The 13,996-nt window shown below is 61.1% G+C and carries 16 protein-coding genes; all 16 read left to right on the forward strand.

Annotated features, from left to right (window positions below; all coding sequences use genetic code 11):
• The first annotated feature begins 65 nt into the window (after positions 1–65).
• Positions 66–1,103, forward strand: coding sequence for a major capsid protein (locus RI103_RS06275; RefSeq protein WP_310814506.1), 1,038 nt, complete (start codon positions 66–68; stop codon positions 1,101–1,103).
• The gene (locus RI103_RS06280) at positions 1,103–1,453 is read left to right on the forward strand and encodes a hypothetical protein (protein ID WP_310814507.1); all 351 of its coding nucleotides are present in this window, start codon (positions 1,103–1,105) and stop codon (positions 1,451–1,453) included. Before RI103_RS06275 ends, RI103_RS06280 begins: the two co-directional genes overlap by 1 nt.
• The gene (locus RI103_RS06285) at positions 1,450–2,013 is read left to right on the forward strand and encodes an ABC transporter permease (RefSeq protein WP_310814508.1); all 564 of its coding nucleotides are present in this window, start codon (positions 1,450–1,452) and stop codon (positions 2,011–2,013) included. The genes RI103_RS06280 and RI103_RS06285 overlap by 4 nt, the downstream gene beginning before the upstream one ends.
• A 9-nt stretch (positions 2,014–2,022) precedes the next feature.
• Positions 2,023–2,220, forward strand: a complete 198-nt coding sequence (locus RI103_RS06290; protein ID WP_310814509.1) for a DUF2635 domain-containing protein — start codon at positions 2,023–2,025, stop codon at positions 2,218–2,220.
• Positions 2,217–3,698 carry a phage tail sheath subtilisin-like domain-containing protein gene (locus RI103_RS06295; protein WP_310814511.1) on the forward strand — a complete coding sequence of 494 codons (1,482 nt, stop codon included), beginning with the start codon at positions 2,217–2,219 and terminating at the stop codon, positions 3,696–3,698. The genes RI103_RS06290 and RI103_RS06295 overlap by 4 nt, the downstream gene beginning before the upstream one ends.
• 61 nt (positions 3,699–3,759) lie before the next feature.
• Positions 3,760–4,131 (forward strand): phage tail tube protein, encoded by a 372-nt coding sequence (locus RI103_RS06300; protein ID WP_310814512.1) that lies wholly within the window; start codon positions 3,760–3,762, stop codon positions 4,129–4,131.
• Between the two features lie 3 nt (positions 4,132–4,134).
• Positions 4,135–4,422: a phage tail assembly protein gene (locus tag RI103_RS06305; protein WP_310814513.1), complete on the forward strand. Its 288-nt coding sequence runs from the start codon at positions 4,135–4,137 to the stop codon at positions 4,420–4,422.
• Between the two features lie 118 nt (positions 4,423–4,540).
• Complete coding sequence (locus RI103_RS06310) at positions 4,541–6,340, forward strand: phage tail tape measure protein (protein ID WP_310814514.1); 1,800 nt, start codon at positions 4,541–4,543, stop codon at positions 6,338–6,340.
• Positions 6,337–7,797, forward strand: a complete 1,461-nt coding sequence (locus RI103_RS06315; protein WP_310814515.1) for a DNA circularization N-terminal domain-containing protein — start codon at positions 6,337–6,339, stop codon at positions 7,795–7,797. The genes RI103_RS06310 and RI103_RS06315 overlap by 4 nt, the downstream gene beginning before the upstream one ends.
• A gap of 3 nt (positions 7,798–7,800) precedes the next feature.
• Positions 7,801–8,892, forward strand: a complete 1,092-nt coding sequence (locus RI103_RS06320) for a phage baseplate assembly protein (protein ID WP_310814516.1) — start codon at positions 7,801–7,803, stop codon at positions 8,890–8,892.
• Positions 8,889–9,488, forward strand: a complete 600-nt coding sequence (locus tag RI103_RS06325; RefSeq protein WP_310814517.1) for a phage baseplate assembly protein V — start codon at positions 8,889–8,891, stop codon at positions 9,486–9,488. The genes RI103_RS06320 and RI103_RS06325 overlap by 4 nt, the downstream gene beginning before the upstream one ends.
• The gene (locus RI103_RS06330) at positions 9,485–9,931 is read left to right on the forward strand and encodes a phage GP46 family protein (RefSeq protein ID WP_310814518.1); all 447 of its coding nucleotides are present in this window, start codon (positions 9,485–9,487) and stop codon (positions 9,929–9,931) included. Before RI103_RS06325 ends, RI103_RS06330 begins: the two co-directional genes overlap by 4 nt.
• Positions 9,931–11,034 (forward strand): baseplate J/gp47 family protein, encoded by a 1,104-nt coding sequence (locus RI103_RS06335; RefSeq protein ID WP_310814519.1) that lies wholly within the window; start codon positions 9,931–9,933, stop codon positions 11,032–11,034. Before RI103_RS06330 ends, RI103_RS06335 begins: the two co-directional genes overlap by 1 nt.
• Before the next feature lie 8 nt (positions 11,035–11,042).
• Entirely contained in the window at positions 11,043–11,717 is a 675-nt protein-coding gene (locus tag RI103_RS06340) for a putative phage tail protein (protein WP_310814520.1), read from the forward strand.
• An 18-nt stretch (positions 11,718–11,735) separates the two neighbouring features.
• Positions 11,736–12,296 carry a gp53-like domain-containing protein gene (locus RI103_RS06345; RefSeq protein ID WP_310814521.1) on the forward strand — a complete coding sequence of 187 codons (561 nt, stop codon included), beginning with the start codon at positions 11,736–11,738 and terminating at the stop codon, positions 12,294–12,296.
• 139 nt (positions 12,297–12,435) lie between these two features.
• On the forward strand, positions 12,436–13,989 hold the full coding sequence (locus RI103_RS06350) for a hypothetical protein (protein ID WP_310814522.1): 1,554 nt from the start codon (positions 12,436–12,438) through the stop codon (positions 13,987–13,989).
• Positions 13,990–13,996: the final 7 nt, after the last annotated feature.

Here is a 13,996-nt window from a genome sequence, read left to right on the forward strand (position 1 = left end):
CCCTCCACCCACTAAATTCAAGGCCGCCTCCGGGCGGCTTCGTCATTTCTGAAGGAGCCGTTCACATGGCATCGCTTGACATTTTCAACCAGGACCCGTTCTCGACTGTCACGTTGACCGCGGCAGTCGACAAGTACCCGTACGAGCCGCAGACGCTCGGCGAACTGAACATCTTCGACGACGACCCGATTCGCACGACGGCTCTGGTGGTCGAACAGCGCCAAGGTCAACTGATCGTGGTTCCGCTGAGCGAGCGCGGCGAAGCGGGCACGCAGCGTACGACCGAAAAGCGCCAAGCGCGCTACTTCGACGTGCCTCGTTTGCGTCACTCCGACACGATCTACGCGAACGAACTGCAGAACATCCGCGCGTTCGGTACCGAGTCCGAGCTGATGCAGGTGCAGGACGAAGTCGCGCGTCGTCTCGCCGGCCCGACCGGTTTGCTCAAGAACATCGAGTACACCTGGGAATTCCAGCGTCTCGCCGCGGTGCAGGGCCTTTTCACCGACTTCGACGGCACGGTGAAGTACAACTGGTTCCAGGAATTCGGCATCACGCAGCCGCAGGAAACCGGCTTCAACCTGGCCGCTGGCACGGCAAATACGCTGCGTCCGATCTGCAACCAGATCACCCGCACGATGGCGCGTAAAGCGCAGGGCTCCTTCACGCCGTCGACGAAGGTCTTCGCGCTGTGCGGCGATGCCTTCTACGACCAGTTCGTCAACCATCCGGACGTGATCCGCACGTTCGTGAACTGGAGCGACGCGACGGAAATCCGTGGCGGCAATTCGGGTGGCGCGTTCACTGCGTTCGAGTTCGGCGGCATCCGTTGGCTGAACTATCGCGGTTCGGACGACAACGCGACCATCAAGATCCCGGACGACAAGGTCAAGTTCTTCCCGGTCGGAGCACCTGGCATCTTCCGCCGCGCGCTCGCCCCGGGCGAGTCGTTCCAGTGGGTCAACACGCCGGGCAAACCGGTGTATGTGGTGCCGATCATGGATCGTGACCGCAACGAGTGGTGGAAGATGGAAGTGTCGAGCTACCCGCTTCACATCTGCACCCGTCCGGAAGTTCTGCTGAGCGGTCGCTCGGAGTCGTAATGTCGATCGACTGGGACAGCGTCGTCATCGGGCCGCTGCACGGTGTGTTCGCTGAACCAGCGACGTTCATGCCGTTCGCCGGCGGGTCGTTCTCGATCACCGTCGTCTTCGACGATGCGTACCTCAAGGAAGTGATGTTCGAGGACGCCACGATGGGGGCGACCGAGGTCAGTGCGTGCGTTGGAGTTCAACTTTCGCAGTTTCCCGCTGACCCCGTTCAGAACGACCGACTGTTCATTCCGGCAGGTCGGAGCGGCCGGCGTCCCGCGGCCAACTACCTCGTGAAGCAGGTGCGGCCCGACTCGCGCGGCGCCGCGCGCCTTCTCCTTACACGGACCATCTCCACATGACAACGTCAGCAGAGCTTCGCGCGCTGTTCGTGGATGCGCTCACCGGCGCGACGGACGCGGGCACAGCGGTGTATTCGCCGTTCGACTGGCCCACGGCCCCGGATTCGTATCCGCTGATTCTGGTCCATGCGCGGCGGGAGCGAAAGGAATCGCTCGGTCCGAATGTTCCTGAATTCAACGTCTACGCGACGCTTGAAATCATCGCGCGCACGAAGTCACCGGCGCTCGTCGGCGACGCGGGGTCGGCTGCGGCATTGCTCGAGGCCGAGCGCCTGAAGGCACAGATTGAGTCCGCGCTGATCAACAACCCGGCGATCTGGGCAGATCCGTGCGGCGGTCAACGTATCGAGCAGTTCACCTCGGTGGAGTCGGATCTCTCGACGAATTCCGAGGGAGACATGCCGATGGCAGAACTGCTGATGCAGATCGAAGTGAAGTTCTACCAGGGTCCGGAGGATTTCTTCCCGATCCCGATCACGCCACTGAGCGAAGTCGCGCTCGCGGTCACGGAGCCGCCCGGCACGACCCAAGCCGGCTTCGACATCGTATTTCCCCAATAGGAGCGCCTCATGCGCGTCAAACCTGCACCGGGCCTGTCTGTACGGGACCCGGTGACGAAGCAATTGCTTCCGGCCGAAGGCATCGACGTGCCAGACGGCGACATTTTCTGGACTCGCTGCCTCAACGACAAGGATGTCGTGCTGGGCGGCACTGACGACGCCGCGCGTGAAGCGCAGGCCAACGCCGCTGGGAGCAAGAAGCAATGACCATTCCGTTCAAGCAGATTCCGCAGAACATCCGGGTGCCGCTCTTCTATGCGGAACTCGATAGCTCGCATGCAAACACGGCGCAGGCCAACCAGCGCGCGCTGATCATCGGACAGATCACCGCATCCGGTACCGCGACGCCGAACATCCCGGTTATCTCGTCGGGCGCGAGCGACGCGGCGGTGCAGGGCGGCGCAAGTTCGATGCTCGCACTGATGACGGCCGCATACAAAGCGAACGACACGTTCGGCGAAGTTTGGTATTTGCCGCTTTCCGATGCGGCCGGTGCGGTGGCTGCAACCGGCTCGATCGCGTTCACGGCTGCGCCGACGGCCAACGGCACGATTTCACTGTATATCGCCGGCCAACTGGTCACTGTGCCAGTAACGCCGGCCATGACAACCGCACAGATCGCGACTGCTGTGGCAGCAGCGATCAACCTGATTGCGGCTATGCCGGTAACGGCTACGGCTGCGACGAGTACGGTGACGCTCACGGCGGATAACAAGGGCCTCGCCGGGAACGACATCGACATCCGGTTCAACTATCAGGGCACCGCAGGCGGCGAATTCACTCCGACCGGCCTGACGTACACCATCACAGCGATGGCGAGCGGCGCGACGAATCCGACGCTGACGACCGCGCTCGGCAACCTGCTTGACATGCCGTTTGACTTCATCGTGTGCCCGTACACCGACACGACGTCGCTGGATGCTCTGAAGGCCTTCCTCAACGACACGACGGGTCGTTGGAGTTGGCAGCAACAAGTCTACGGCCACGTGTTCAGTGCGAACCGCGGTACGTTCGCGAGCCAGACAACGCTCGGGCTCACGCGGAACAACCAGCACGAAACCATCATGGGTTTCAACGATTCGCCGACGCCGAACTGGCAGTGGGCGGCAGGCCTGGCCGGTGCCGCGGCAGTCTCGCTGCGTGCGGATCCGGCGACGCCGTTGCAAACGGTCGTCATTCAGGGCGTGCTGGCGCCGCCGCTGCAGTCGCGCTTCAACCTGTCGCAGCGCAATACGTTGCTGTACGACGGCATTTCGACGTTCACCGTTGCGCAGGACGGCACGGTGGCAATCGAAAACCTGATCACGACGTACCAGACGAATAGCTTCGGCCAGCCGGACAACTCGTATCTGGAAGTTGAGACGCTGTTCACGCTCGCATTCCTGCTGCGCGACTATGCGTCGATGGTGACGACGAAATATGCGCGCGTGAAGCTGGCGGCCGACGGTACGCGCTTCGCTCCGGGTTCGAACATCGTGACGCCGAGCATCATCAAGGCTGACATCATCGCGAAGTTTCAGGAGCAGGAGTTCAACGGCTATGTGCAGAACAGCGCCGCCTTTGCGCAGGCCTTGATCGTTCAACAGAACGCCAGCAATCCGAACCGTATCGACGTTCTCTGGCCCGGTACGCTGATCGACCAGCTGCGCATCTTCGCGCTGCTGGCGCAGTTCCGCCTGAGCTAAGTCACAGCCGCACCACTGAGAGCCGCCTTCGGGCGGCTTTCGCATTTCTGGAGAGCCCACGATGGCAAACCCTAACCGCCTGGCCGGTACCGCGACTCTCACGGTGGACGGGCAGAACTACCTTCTGGTCGGCGACTTCGAATATAACCCGTCGACAGTGACGCGCGAATCGCTGGTCGGCATGGACGACGTTCACGGCTTCAGCGAGAAGAAGCGCGTCGGCTCGATCTCGGGCACGCTGCGCGATACCGGTGGCCTGACGGTCGCCGATCTGAATGCAATGGACAACTCGACTGTCGTCGCGCAGCTCGCGAACGGCAAGACGATCATCGGCCGCAACATGTGGACCGTCGAAGACCAGACCGTGAAGTCGACCGATGCAACGGTCGAAGTGAAATGGGAAGGTCCGGCAGTCACGGAGACGACGAGCTAAGTCATGAGCCAACCCGAAGAAAAAACCATCAAGCTCCGCAAGCCGGTCAAGCTCGGCTCGGGCGAAACCGAAGTCGTATATGACTCGCTGAATCTGCGCGAGCCGACAGCTGGTGAGCTCGACAAGGCGATGTCCGCCTCGTCGAACATCGGCATCGGCATCATGCTGATCCACCTCATCTCGGGCGTGCCGAAGTCGGCTGTCGAGAAGCTCTGCCAACGTGACTTTACGGAGGCGAATGAGTATCTCGGGGGTTTTACCGACGATGGCCCGACGGCTGCGGAAGTGTAGTCGCCGAGGTCACCTACTTCTTTCGCTGGGGACCGGATGAGGCGTGGACGCTGCCTCTCTCGCGGCTTGCCTGGTGGCTGAAGCAGGCTGAGCGGATCAAAAAGCAAATGGAGTCGTGATGGCAGCAAGCACGCCGTTCGTTGTAACGATCACTGCGGTCGATAAGGCGACAGCCTCGGTCCAGAAGATCAAGGCGTCGCTCGCGAGCATCACGAAGCCCGCTTCGGATCTGAAGGCGTCATTTTCGAGCTTCAGCAAGGAAGCAGGCCTCGATCGCGTCGCCAAGTCGATGAAGTCTGTCGGCACGGCTGCGGCAGACGCCGCACGGCAAGTCGCGTCGGTCATCACGCCGCTGACGACGATCGCGGGGCTCGGCTCGATTGCCGGCATTGCGCTGCTCGCCAATGAATGGGGCAAGCTTGGCGCCGAGGTGCAACGCACGTCGGGCGTGCTCGGTGTTTCGACACAGGATCTGCAGGCGTACCGTGGTGCAGCGAAGCTGGCCGGTCTGTCAGCTGACGACATGACGGGCAGTCTAAAGTCGCTCGGGCGCACGCTCGAGGATGCGACCTACGGGCGCAATCAGGATGCGCTCGTCATGATGCAGAAGTTCGGCATCACGCTCCATCGGACGAAGGATGGCGCTGTCGACGCGACGCGCGCACTGAAGGAAGTCGCGAATGCTATCGTCGCCCAGAAGGGCAATGTGCAGGCGCAAGGGCTTATCGCTGGTGCGTTCGGTGTCGAGTCGCTGCTGCCGCTATTGCAGAAGGGCGAGAAAGGCATCGACGAATTCGTCAACCGTGCGCGGTCGATGGGCCTCGTCTTCGATGACAAGCAACTCGCGCGTGGGCAGCAGTTCAACGAGAACATGCTGAAGCTCGAGGCGTCGGCCACGCGGCTGAAGTACTCGTTCGGCGATGCGCTTGCGCCCGCCGTCGAGCGCGTGCTCGACGTCGTCGGGCGTCTCGTCGACAAATACGGTGACGTCGTTGCCTCGAAGGTTTCCGAGTATGTCGAGAAGTTCGCGAAGTGGGTCGATCATGTTGACTGGGACAAGACGACGAGCCAGATCGGCAATTTCGTTGATTCGATCGGAGGCGTGAAGGGGATTGCTATCGCGATTGCCGCGATTTCGTTTGCGGGCCCGATTGCCAGCGTCCTCAGTCTCATCTCGAATCTCGCAATGCTGACCGCAGTTACGGTGCCGGCCGCTGCGACCGCGCTTGCACGACTCGCCGGCGGCCCAATCATGGCGGCCATTCTCGCGCTGCTCCATTCGAAGGACCTGAACACCGGCGAAGACGACTACGTGAAGTCGCATCAGGCGCAGCCGGGCCAGCAATGGCCGGGTGACCCCATCGGCGACCGACGCCGCGCTGGCGCCGCAAATGACGCTCAGACAGCCGGAGTTGTCGACCGCCTTCAGCAGATGGGCTGGACCCAAGAGCAGGCCTCCGGGCTGGCGGCGAACTTCTGGAAGGAAAGCCTGTTCAATCCGAAAGCGGTTGGCGACAACGGGCATGCCTACGGCATTGGGCAGTGGCACGAGGACCGGCAAGCGGAGTTCAAGAAGCGGTTCGGAATTGACATCCAACAGTCGACGCTTGACCAGCAATTGCAGTTCGCGGATTACGAATTGCGCCACGGCAAGGAGCAGAAGGCAGGTCAGGCGCTCAGCGCTGCCGCATCAGCGCAAGATGCGGGCGGTATCGTGTCGCGCCTGTACGAGCGGCCAGCAGATCCTCGCGAAGAATACTCGCGCGGGCAAATGGCGGCGGCGATCGATCAGAAGCTTCATGTCGATGTGCATTTGCATAACGCGCCCGCCGGCACGAAAGCCAGCGCGACCGTGCGCGGCAACCCGAACGCGACAGCGCGCGTCGGAACATCCAACGTTACAGGTCCCTCTGTATGAGCATCGCAGCCTCAGTAGGCAACGCTGTCGGCAGCATTGGCGGAGTGGCGTCGGCAGCGCAATCGCTCGCGAACCTGTTCAATGGTGGCAGCGGGTATTGGAGCCGGTTACGCCCGGCGAGCTATAACGGTGTGCCATTCGCGGTGCTGTCGGAATCGGTCACTGCCGGGCGTCGCTCGGTCGTGCATGAGTATCCGAACAAGGAGACGAAGCCGTGGGTCGAGGATCTGGGCCTGCAAAGCACCGTTATCCGAATTAGCGGGTTTCTTGTCGAAAACAGCCTTGTGTATGGCGGAGGATCGGTCGCGGATCAGAAGTTGAAGCTTCTGAACGTTATCCGCGGTGGAATGAACGGCAGCACGAAGGCTCCTGGCCTCGGCACACTGATCCATCCAACGTGGGGCACACTCAGGTCGAACTGCATCTCCGCGGAGTTCGGATCGTCGTGGGATCGCGGCCGCGTCGTTGAAGTCCGTCTTGTATTTGTGCAAGGCGGTGATCGCCTTTACCCGAAGGCGCAGCAGCAAACCAGCAGCGCCGTATCGAGCGCGGCGGCCGGAGTCAATTCATCGTCGCTACTCAGTTTCATATCGAACATCGCATCAGCGATCGCCAAGGGCGCGGCGGTGATCAAGGCGGCCGTATCGACGGTGGTCGGCTGGTATCAGGCCGTCAATACGCTCGTGCACGACGTCAAGCGATTCTGGAATTCGCTGTCGACGCTGGCGGGCAATTTCGGCCGCTTGTTCGGCGGCGGCAACACCGGGTATGCCGGCTCGAACCAGAAGGTCGCGTCGACGGCAACGGCTGCAAGTCTGATCGCTGCCGATACTTCCAGCCGGGCAGCGGTGGCGACGGCGGGTGCCGCTCTTACGACAGCGGCGGCGAACGTCGGCAGCGATCCGACGACCTTCGCGAGCGCGGCGCAGGGAGTTGTCACGGCACTTGCTGCGTCGGCGTCTTCGCCTGCTGACGCAATCCGGTTGCTGTCGAGCCTGATTCAGTTCAGCCCGACGCCAGTCGTAGGTTCATCGCAAATCGCCGTAGCTCAGCAAACCATGCAGAGCGCATGCGCGGACCTGTTTCGCCGTGCGACGGTGGCGCAGATCGCAATATCGTCGTCGACTTATCAGCCTTCGTCGGCTGATGACGCCTCGTCGATGCGCGACAGCGTCGCCGCGCTGATCGACAACGAAATCCAGATTGCGGCAGATCAGGGCGAGGACGACGTTTATATGTCGCTCCGCGCACTGCGGCAATCGGTCGTCGCGGATCTGGACGCGCGCGGCTCGGGGCTGGCTGCGACCGCGACGTTCACCTTCGGCGCGACGTTGCCCGCGTTGACGCTCGCGAACCGGATGTATCGAGATTCGACACGATCGGACGAACTGGTTGCGCAGGTTGATCCTGTGCATCCGGCTTTTCTCCCAACGCAGTTCAACGCCCTCTCAAGCTAAACGATGGTTGACGACGGAATCCTGCTCTCGATCGGCGATTTCATGCTGTCGGGATGGACGAGCCTGCGCTGTACCCGGGGGATTGAACGATTTCCGAGCGATTTCGAGATCGGAATGACCGAGCTGTTCCCCGGGCAGGCGAACGATGTCGTGGTGCAGCCGGGAGACGAATGCATCCTTACGATCGGTCTGGATCCGGTCGTGACCGGCTACGTCGATCGTGTTGTGCCCAGCATCAACGCAAACATGCACGAGATCCGCGTGACGGGGCGCGGCAAGTGTCAGGATCTGCTCGACTGCGCGGCGCAGTGGCCAAACGGTCAAATCAGCAATTGCACGGCGGCCGACATCGCGACGAAGCTGGCCGTTCCGTACAACATCACTGTCAATTGCGATGTGACGGGTCTACCGATCATCCCGCAGCAGAACATCATGCTCGGCGAGACGGCTTACGAGATCGTCGAGCGGTCGGCGCGCTTCAGCGCGCTGCTCGTCTACGAGGACCGCGACGGATCGCTGCGTCTGACGCGCGCGGGTACGGTTCCGATGTCGAGCGGCATTCAGGAAGGCATCAACACGGAAAGCGCGGCCGTCGAGCGATCGATGGATCAGCGCTATTCCGAGATCATGGCCGTCATGATCGGCACGAACAACCTGCAGGATCTGAACGCCGTCAATGCGCCTGTGTTCACGGCGACCGATCCGAACGTCACGCGGCATCGTCGTCGCATCATCATCGCCGAGGCCGGTCAGCTCGGATGGGATGTTGGCAAGCAGCGCTCGCTGTGGGAAGTGGCCCGGCGCCGTGGGCGGTCCGAGGTCGTGCACGTGACGGTCGACAACTGGCGAGACATCGACGGGAATCTGTGGGAGCCGAACAAGCTCATCGACGTATTGATTCCGTCGCTGAAGGTATCCGGAGATCAGGGCGGCACCGTGCCGATGCGGTATCTGATTGCTGAAGTGACGTATCACCTCGGACTCGAGGGCACGCATGCGGAATTGACGCTGATGGCTCCCGAAGCATTCACGCCGCAACCGGTCCTCATCCAGCCGCAATACGCAGACGTCATCGGAACAGTACCGCAGCAATGAGCGATCAACACGGAATTCTTGAGCGCACCGCGCGGCGCGTTCTGCTTTCGCTCGCCCGCGCGCTGGTGACGACGGTGAACGACGCTGGCGGCTTCCAGCGCGTGCAGGTGAAGCTGAACGCGCTTGAGACGGCTGACAACACACCGCGTCCGGTCGAGTTCGGACTGACGTCGAATCCGCCGGTCGGCTCGGATGCTTTCGTCGTGTTTCTCGGCGGAGATCGCTCGAACGGCGTCATTCTGGGCACCGTGCACCAGCCATCGCGACCGAAGAACCTCGCATCCGGCGAGACGATGCTCTACAGCCAGGACGGCAAGTACGTCTACTTGACGGCGAGCGGCGGAATCGTCGTCGAGGCGAAAGGCCAGGCCGTGACGGTCAACGATGCGACGACGGTCACCATCAACGCCTCGACGGGCGTCGTGATGAATACGCCGCTGCTGAAGGTGTCGGGGGACATCATCGACAACGCGGCGACGAACCCGCACACGATGGCGGAGATGCGCACGATCTACAACGGCCACAACCACCAGGTGCCGAATGTTCAACTTGGTGGGCCGGGTACAACGACCAACCCACCGAGCCAGGCGGAATGACCGATACAACGACAGTTTGGGACCCCCTGAACAACCGCGGCGATTGGCAGGTGACGGGCGCGCTGCTCGAGACCGGAAACGACCTGGAAACGGCGATTCTGATCAGCCTTTTCACCGATCGTGCAGCCGAACCGAGCGACACGATTCCGGATGGGACCAACGATCCTCGCGGCTGGTGGGCAGATGCGGGAGCAGACGTTCCGATTGGATCCCGGCTGTGGCTTCTCGCGCGAGAGAAGCAGACGCAGGAAACGCTACAGCGCGCGTATGACTATATCGTCGAAGCGCTGCAGTGGCTGATCGACGACGGCGTGGTCGCGAAGTTCGACGTGTATGTCGAATGGACGAGAACCAGCATGCTTGGCGCGCAGGTTGTCGCGTATCAACAGGACGGCTCGACGAAGGCAACCGCCTATTCATGGGCATGGCAAGGGACTAACTAATGCCTTTCTCCAGACCAACGCTGACGGATTTGCAGACGCAGGTTTCGTCCGACATCGCGTCGAGCGTACCGGGCACCGATCCGCTATTGCGCTTCGCGAATCTCCGGGTCACTGGCCGGGTGCAGGCCGGCCTCGCACATCTGCACTATGGCTATATCGATTGGATCTCGCAGCAAGCAGTGCCGTGGACGGCAACCGATGAATATCTCGCCGGCTGGGGCGCTTTGAAGAACGTGTATCTGAAGGAGGCGATGCCTGCGACCGGTAGCGTCACTTTCCCGGCCACCGCGGGGACGATCGACGCAGGAACGACGGTTGTTCGCGGCGATGGCGTTCAATACACGACGAACGCGGATGCGACCGTATCGGGATCATCGGTCACGGTCGCCGTGACAGCCGTCACGCCCGGATCGGCGGGGAATTGCGACGCAGGGACTGTGCTGACGCTTGGCACTTCGGTCACCGGCATTCAATCCGGCGGCACGGCCGTCGCTGCATTCACGGGGGGTGCCGACGTCGAGACGCAAGACGACTTCAGCGGGCGCGTGATGAACGCGTTCCAGACGCCCCCGCAGGGCGGGGCGCAGTCGGACTATGTGACATGGGCGCTGCAGGTCGCCGGCGTGACGCGCGCGTGGGTGAATCCGAATGGTTTCGGGGCCGGCACGGTCGTCGTCTATGTGATGCTGGACGATGCCGAGGCGTCGCACAACGGATTCCCGCAAGGCACGAACGGTGTCGCCGCATCAGAGGCTCGTGACGCGGCTGCGACGGGAGATCAACTCGCCGTCGTGAACTATATCTATGCATTGCAGCCAGTCACGGCGCTAGTGTATGTATGCGCTCCGACGCCCAATACTGTGAACTTCACGATCTCGGGAACTGGGTCGTGGAGCAGTACAACGAAGAGCGCGGTAACGACTGCTATCGCAGGGGTGCTCCAGTCGAATGGTGCACCAGGCGGCATCGTCAATATTTCAGACATCGAGTCCGCCATCGCTGCAGTCTCCGGAACGGCGGGCTTCGTGATCACGTCACCGTCCGGGAACATCGCGAGCGCGGTCGGTGCGCTCCCGGTTCTCGGATCGGTGGCGTTCTTGTGAGGTGATTGATGGCAGCTCCAAACCTCACATCGAGCGATTATCTGAACGCGTTTCAGGCGCTGATGCCACGCGGTCTGGTATGGCCGCGCGATCAGGACGCGGTGCAGACGCAGGTCGTTGCAGGCATCACTAAGGTGTATGCGCGGGGGACCGCGCGAGCGAACTACCTGCTTGTTGATGCCTTCCCCGCAACGACCAACGAACTTCTACCTGAGTGGGAAGCAACGCTCGGTCTACCCGATCCCTGCGCGGGGGCAGCGCCGACCGTGCAGGTTCGCCGCGCGCAGGTGGTCGCGCGTCTGACGAATACCGGCAGCCAGTCCGCTCCATATTTCACGCAGATCGCAGCCAATCTCGGCTACGACATCACGGTCCAGAACTTTCGGCCAGCACGCGCGAATGTTTCTCGATGTGGTGATGCCTGCAATCAGGTGGCGTGGGCATCGGCTTGGGCTATCGAGGCGCCTCTTAACACGGTCTCATACGCTCAGTCGAGTCTCGCGGTGGCGGGCGACGCGCTAGCGAGTTGGGGCAATGAAGTACTGGAGTGCGAGATTAATGCGCTCAAGCCAGCGCACACCGTCGTGCTCTTCCAGTACGCAGCTGAAATTTTCGATAACACGGTCGTCGACGACTTCGGTCACCCTGTATTGATGGGTACCGGGATGCCGATCATTACCTAGCGTTGGAGCTGGAAACCCATGTATCAGATCGATTCAAGCGGAGTCGCACCGAGCCTCCCGACACCGAACCCCGCCGCGACGCCTGGCTATTTCACGGGCGGCAACCCCGCAACCGGCACTCCTGCAACAGTTCTGGACGCGGACTGGTTCAACTCGGTGATGGTGGAACTTCTGAACGTCGTCGCCGCGGCGGGCCTGACTCCGACGAAGGGCACAAACAATCAGATTCTTGCCGCAATCAATACTTTGATCGGTGGCAGCGTAACAAGCAGTCTCGGCGCGAACGGCTGGCGCAAGTTGCCCGACGGCTCTATCGAGCAGTGGGGAACCGGAACGCTACCGGCATCGGGAGCAAGCACATCGAATGTCGCAATCACCTTCCCGATCCCGTTTCCGAATGCCTGCTTCACTGTGACTGGAAATCCACAGCGCGGCGCGAATTCTGTATCTGGAGCGCAGCCGTCGTGGGGAACGACTGGGGCGCCGACGACCACCGGTTTCACTGCCAACGGTGACACGTTGAGCTCAGTAACGTTCAATCAGACCGTTCCGTTCAGTTGGCGCGCGATCGGTAAGTGATCGCATAAGCCAACACAGAGAATCGGCCGCATTGTGCGGCTTTTTTGTTTTATGAGACCAAGATATGACTACAGGGGTTGGCATTCGACTCACGGGGTTCCCGCTCGCGACCGGATTTTCGGACGGAGACTATGTATTCATGTCGCAGTCTGGCGCAACAGTAAAGGGCACAGTTGCCCAACTGCGGTCAGCGCTGACGGTGAATCGCTCCGTGGAGACCTTCACGGCCGGCGTGAACTTTACGCCCGGTACGACGCAGTCGCTCACTCTCGCCGGCACTTATGGATCAACCAATAACGTCGATGTGTATTGCGACGGCGTTCCACAGATCGATTGCACTCTCTCTGGAAAAACGCTCGGCTTTAACCCGACGATTCCACCGGGAACGCAGGTTGTGACCGTAAAGGGCTCTTTCCCGATCCCGATCGGAACGCCCGCCGCAGCGAGCGTCGTTGACAGTTCAGTTGCAGGCAACACCGCTTTGCGCAACCGTATTGTGGGCGTCGCAAACCCGAAAGACCCGACGTATGGCGCGCTTGGGAATCTGCTGAATGACGATACTGCGGCCATCAATGCTGCGTTGTCGTCCGGCGTGGGCACCGTGATGCTGCCAGATGGTAACTATCTCGTCTCGCAGCTGAGCATTCCCGCAGGCGTTACCCTGCATTTGAGTTCTGGCGCAACGATCGTCGCCAAGTCCACGAGCACGACCGTTATCCGAATTCATGCAGGCGGATGGCTTGAGGGTGGGACGATTGACTGCAGTGCCAGAGGTTTCGTCGGTTCCGCTATCGAAATCAGTGGCGACGACTACGCAACGTCGACGCCATTCCAGATTTCGACGAAAACCGGATTCGACAGGATCCGTCTCTACGGCGCTATCGGCCTCGGCACTGGCACTGCCATCAACGTGCATGCCGATGGGGTGGGCAACGCGCGGATTATGGGCGTGCGGGGCAGGGCAAAGATCTGGGGTTTCAATACAGGGCTTTATCTGACGCAATCATCGACGGACGGTTCCAAGTTCATCACGTCGTGCGAATTCGACATTATGTGTGATGAGACGGTGCTACCTGTCAACATGAATTCAGCGACCCCTAATGGCTACAACATCGACGGGAATCATATCAAGGCGACTGCTCAACCTTGGCCTTCGACGACGTACGCCGCTTTCACGCTCTGTGGACAACTAAACAGATTTGAACTCGACGCCTGGGATTGGGATGCGGTCGCTGCTGCTGCGCCATATGCGATCGTTATGGCGACCGGCATGCGTAGCAACAGCATAAGGACGTGGATCGCCCCAGCCTACGTTGACGATAACAGCCAAACGTCTCAAAACTTCATCGAGAATCCAAGCGACCCGTCACTGACGATAGGCGAAATCCGTGCACCTTCCTTCCTTGGGTCGAATCTGGTTTTTGACACGAACAACGCGAGCGGATCGCATATCTTCCGTGTCAACAGTCAGAACGCTCTATATCTGAATTCGAACAAGGGTGTGCAGCCGCTATACGGACTGTATCCAGCGCAGGCCCCCAACTCGGCTCAGGCCGTGTGCGGGATGTGGGCGGGTAATGGCGCACCGGCGTCGAGCACTGGCGCCAATGGCGACATCTATTTAAGGGGCGACGGCGGATCAGGGGCGACGATTTATCAGAAGCGCTCGGGCTCTTGGGTAGCAATTCTGTAAAGGACAT

This window comes from Paraburkholderia sp. FT54 (assembly GCF_031585635.1).
Classification (GTDB): Bacteria; Pseudomonadota; Gammaproteobacteria; order Burkholderiales; family Burkholderiaceae; genus Paraburkholderia.

Excerpts from the sequence above, each read along its gene's own strand:
- RI103_RS06315 (WP_310814515.1), top strand. The coding sequence starts at position 6,337 with ATGAGCATCGCAGCCTCAGTAGGCAACGCTGTCGGCAGCATTGGCGGA.
- RI103_RS06275 (WP_310814506.1), top strand. The coding sequence starts at position 66 with ATGGCATCGCTTGACATTTTCAACCAGGACCCGTTCTCGACTGTCACG.
- RI103_RS06335 (WP_310814519.1), top strand. The coding sequence starts at position 9,931 with ATGCCTTTCTCCAGACCAACGCTGACGGATTTGCAGACGCAGGTTTCG.
- RI103_RS06330 (WP_310814518.1), top strand. The coding sequence starts at position 9,485 with ATGACCGATACAACGACAGTTTGGGACCCCCTGAACAACCGCGGCGAT.
- RI103_RS06310 (WP_310814514.1), top strand. The coding sequence starts at position 4,541 with ATGGCAGCAAGCACGCCGTTCGTTGTAACGATCACTGCGGTCGATAAG.
- RI103_RS06280 (WP_310814507.1), top strand. The coding sequence starts at position 1,103 with ATGTCGATCGACTGGGACAGCGTCGTCATCGGGCCGCTGCACGGTGTG.
- RI103_RS06325 (WP_310814517.1), top strand. The coding sequence starts at position 8,889 with ATGAGCGATCAACACGGAATTCTTGAGCGCACCGCGCGGCGCGTTCTG.
- RI103_RS06285 (WP_310814508.1), top strand. The coding sequence starts at position 1,450 with ATGACAACGTCAGCAGAGCTTCGCGCGCTGTTCGTGGATGCGCTCACC.
- RI103_RS06345 (WP_310814521.1), top strand. The coding sequence starts at position 11,736 with ATGTATCAGATCGATTCAAGCGGAGTCGCACCGAGCCTCCCGACACCG.
- RI103_RS06290 (WP_310814509.1), top strand. The coding sequence starts at position 2,023 with ATGCGCGTCAAACCTGCACCGGGCCTGTCTGTACGGGACCCGGTGACG.
- RI103_RS06295 (WP_310814511.1), top strand. The coding sequence starts at position 2,217 with ATGACCATTCCGTTCAAGCAGATTCCGCAGAACATCCGGGTGCCGCTC.
- RI103_RS06320 (WP_310814516.1), top strand. The coding sequence starts at position 7,801 with ATGGTTGACGACGGAATCCTGCTCTCGATCGGCGATTTCATGCTGTCG.
- RI103_RS06300 (WP_310814512.1), top strand. The coding sequence starts at position 3,760 with ATGGCAAACCCTAACCGCCTGGCCGGTACCGCGACTCTCACGGTGGAC.
- RI103_RS06305 (WP_310814513.1), top strand. The coding sequence starts at position 4,135 with ATGAGCCAACCCGAAGAAAAAACCATCAAGCTCCGCAAGCCGGTCAAG.
- RI103_RS06340 (WP_310814520.1), top strand. The coding sequence starts at position 11,043 with ATGGCAGCTCCAAACCTCACATCGAGCGATTATCTGAACGCGTTTCAG.
- RI103_RS06350 (WP_310814522.1), top strand. The coding sequence starts at position 12,436 with ATGTCGCAGTCTGGCGCAACAGTAAAGGGCACAGTTGCCCAACTGCGG.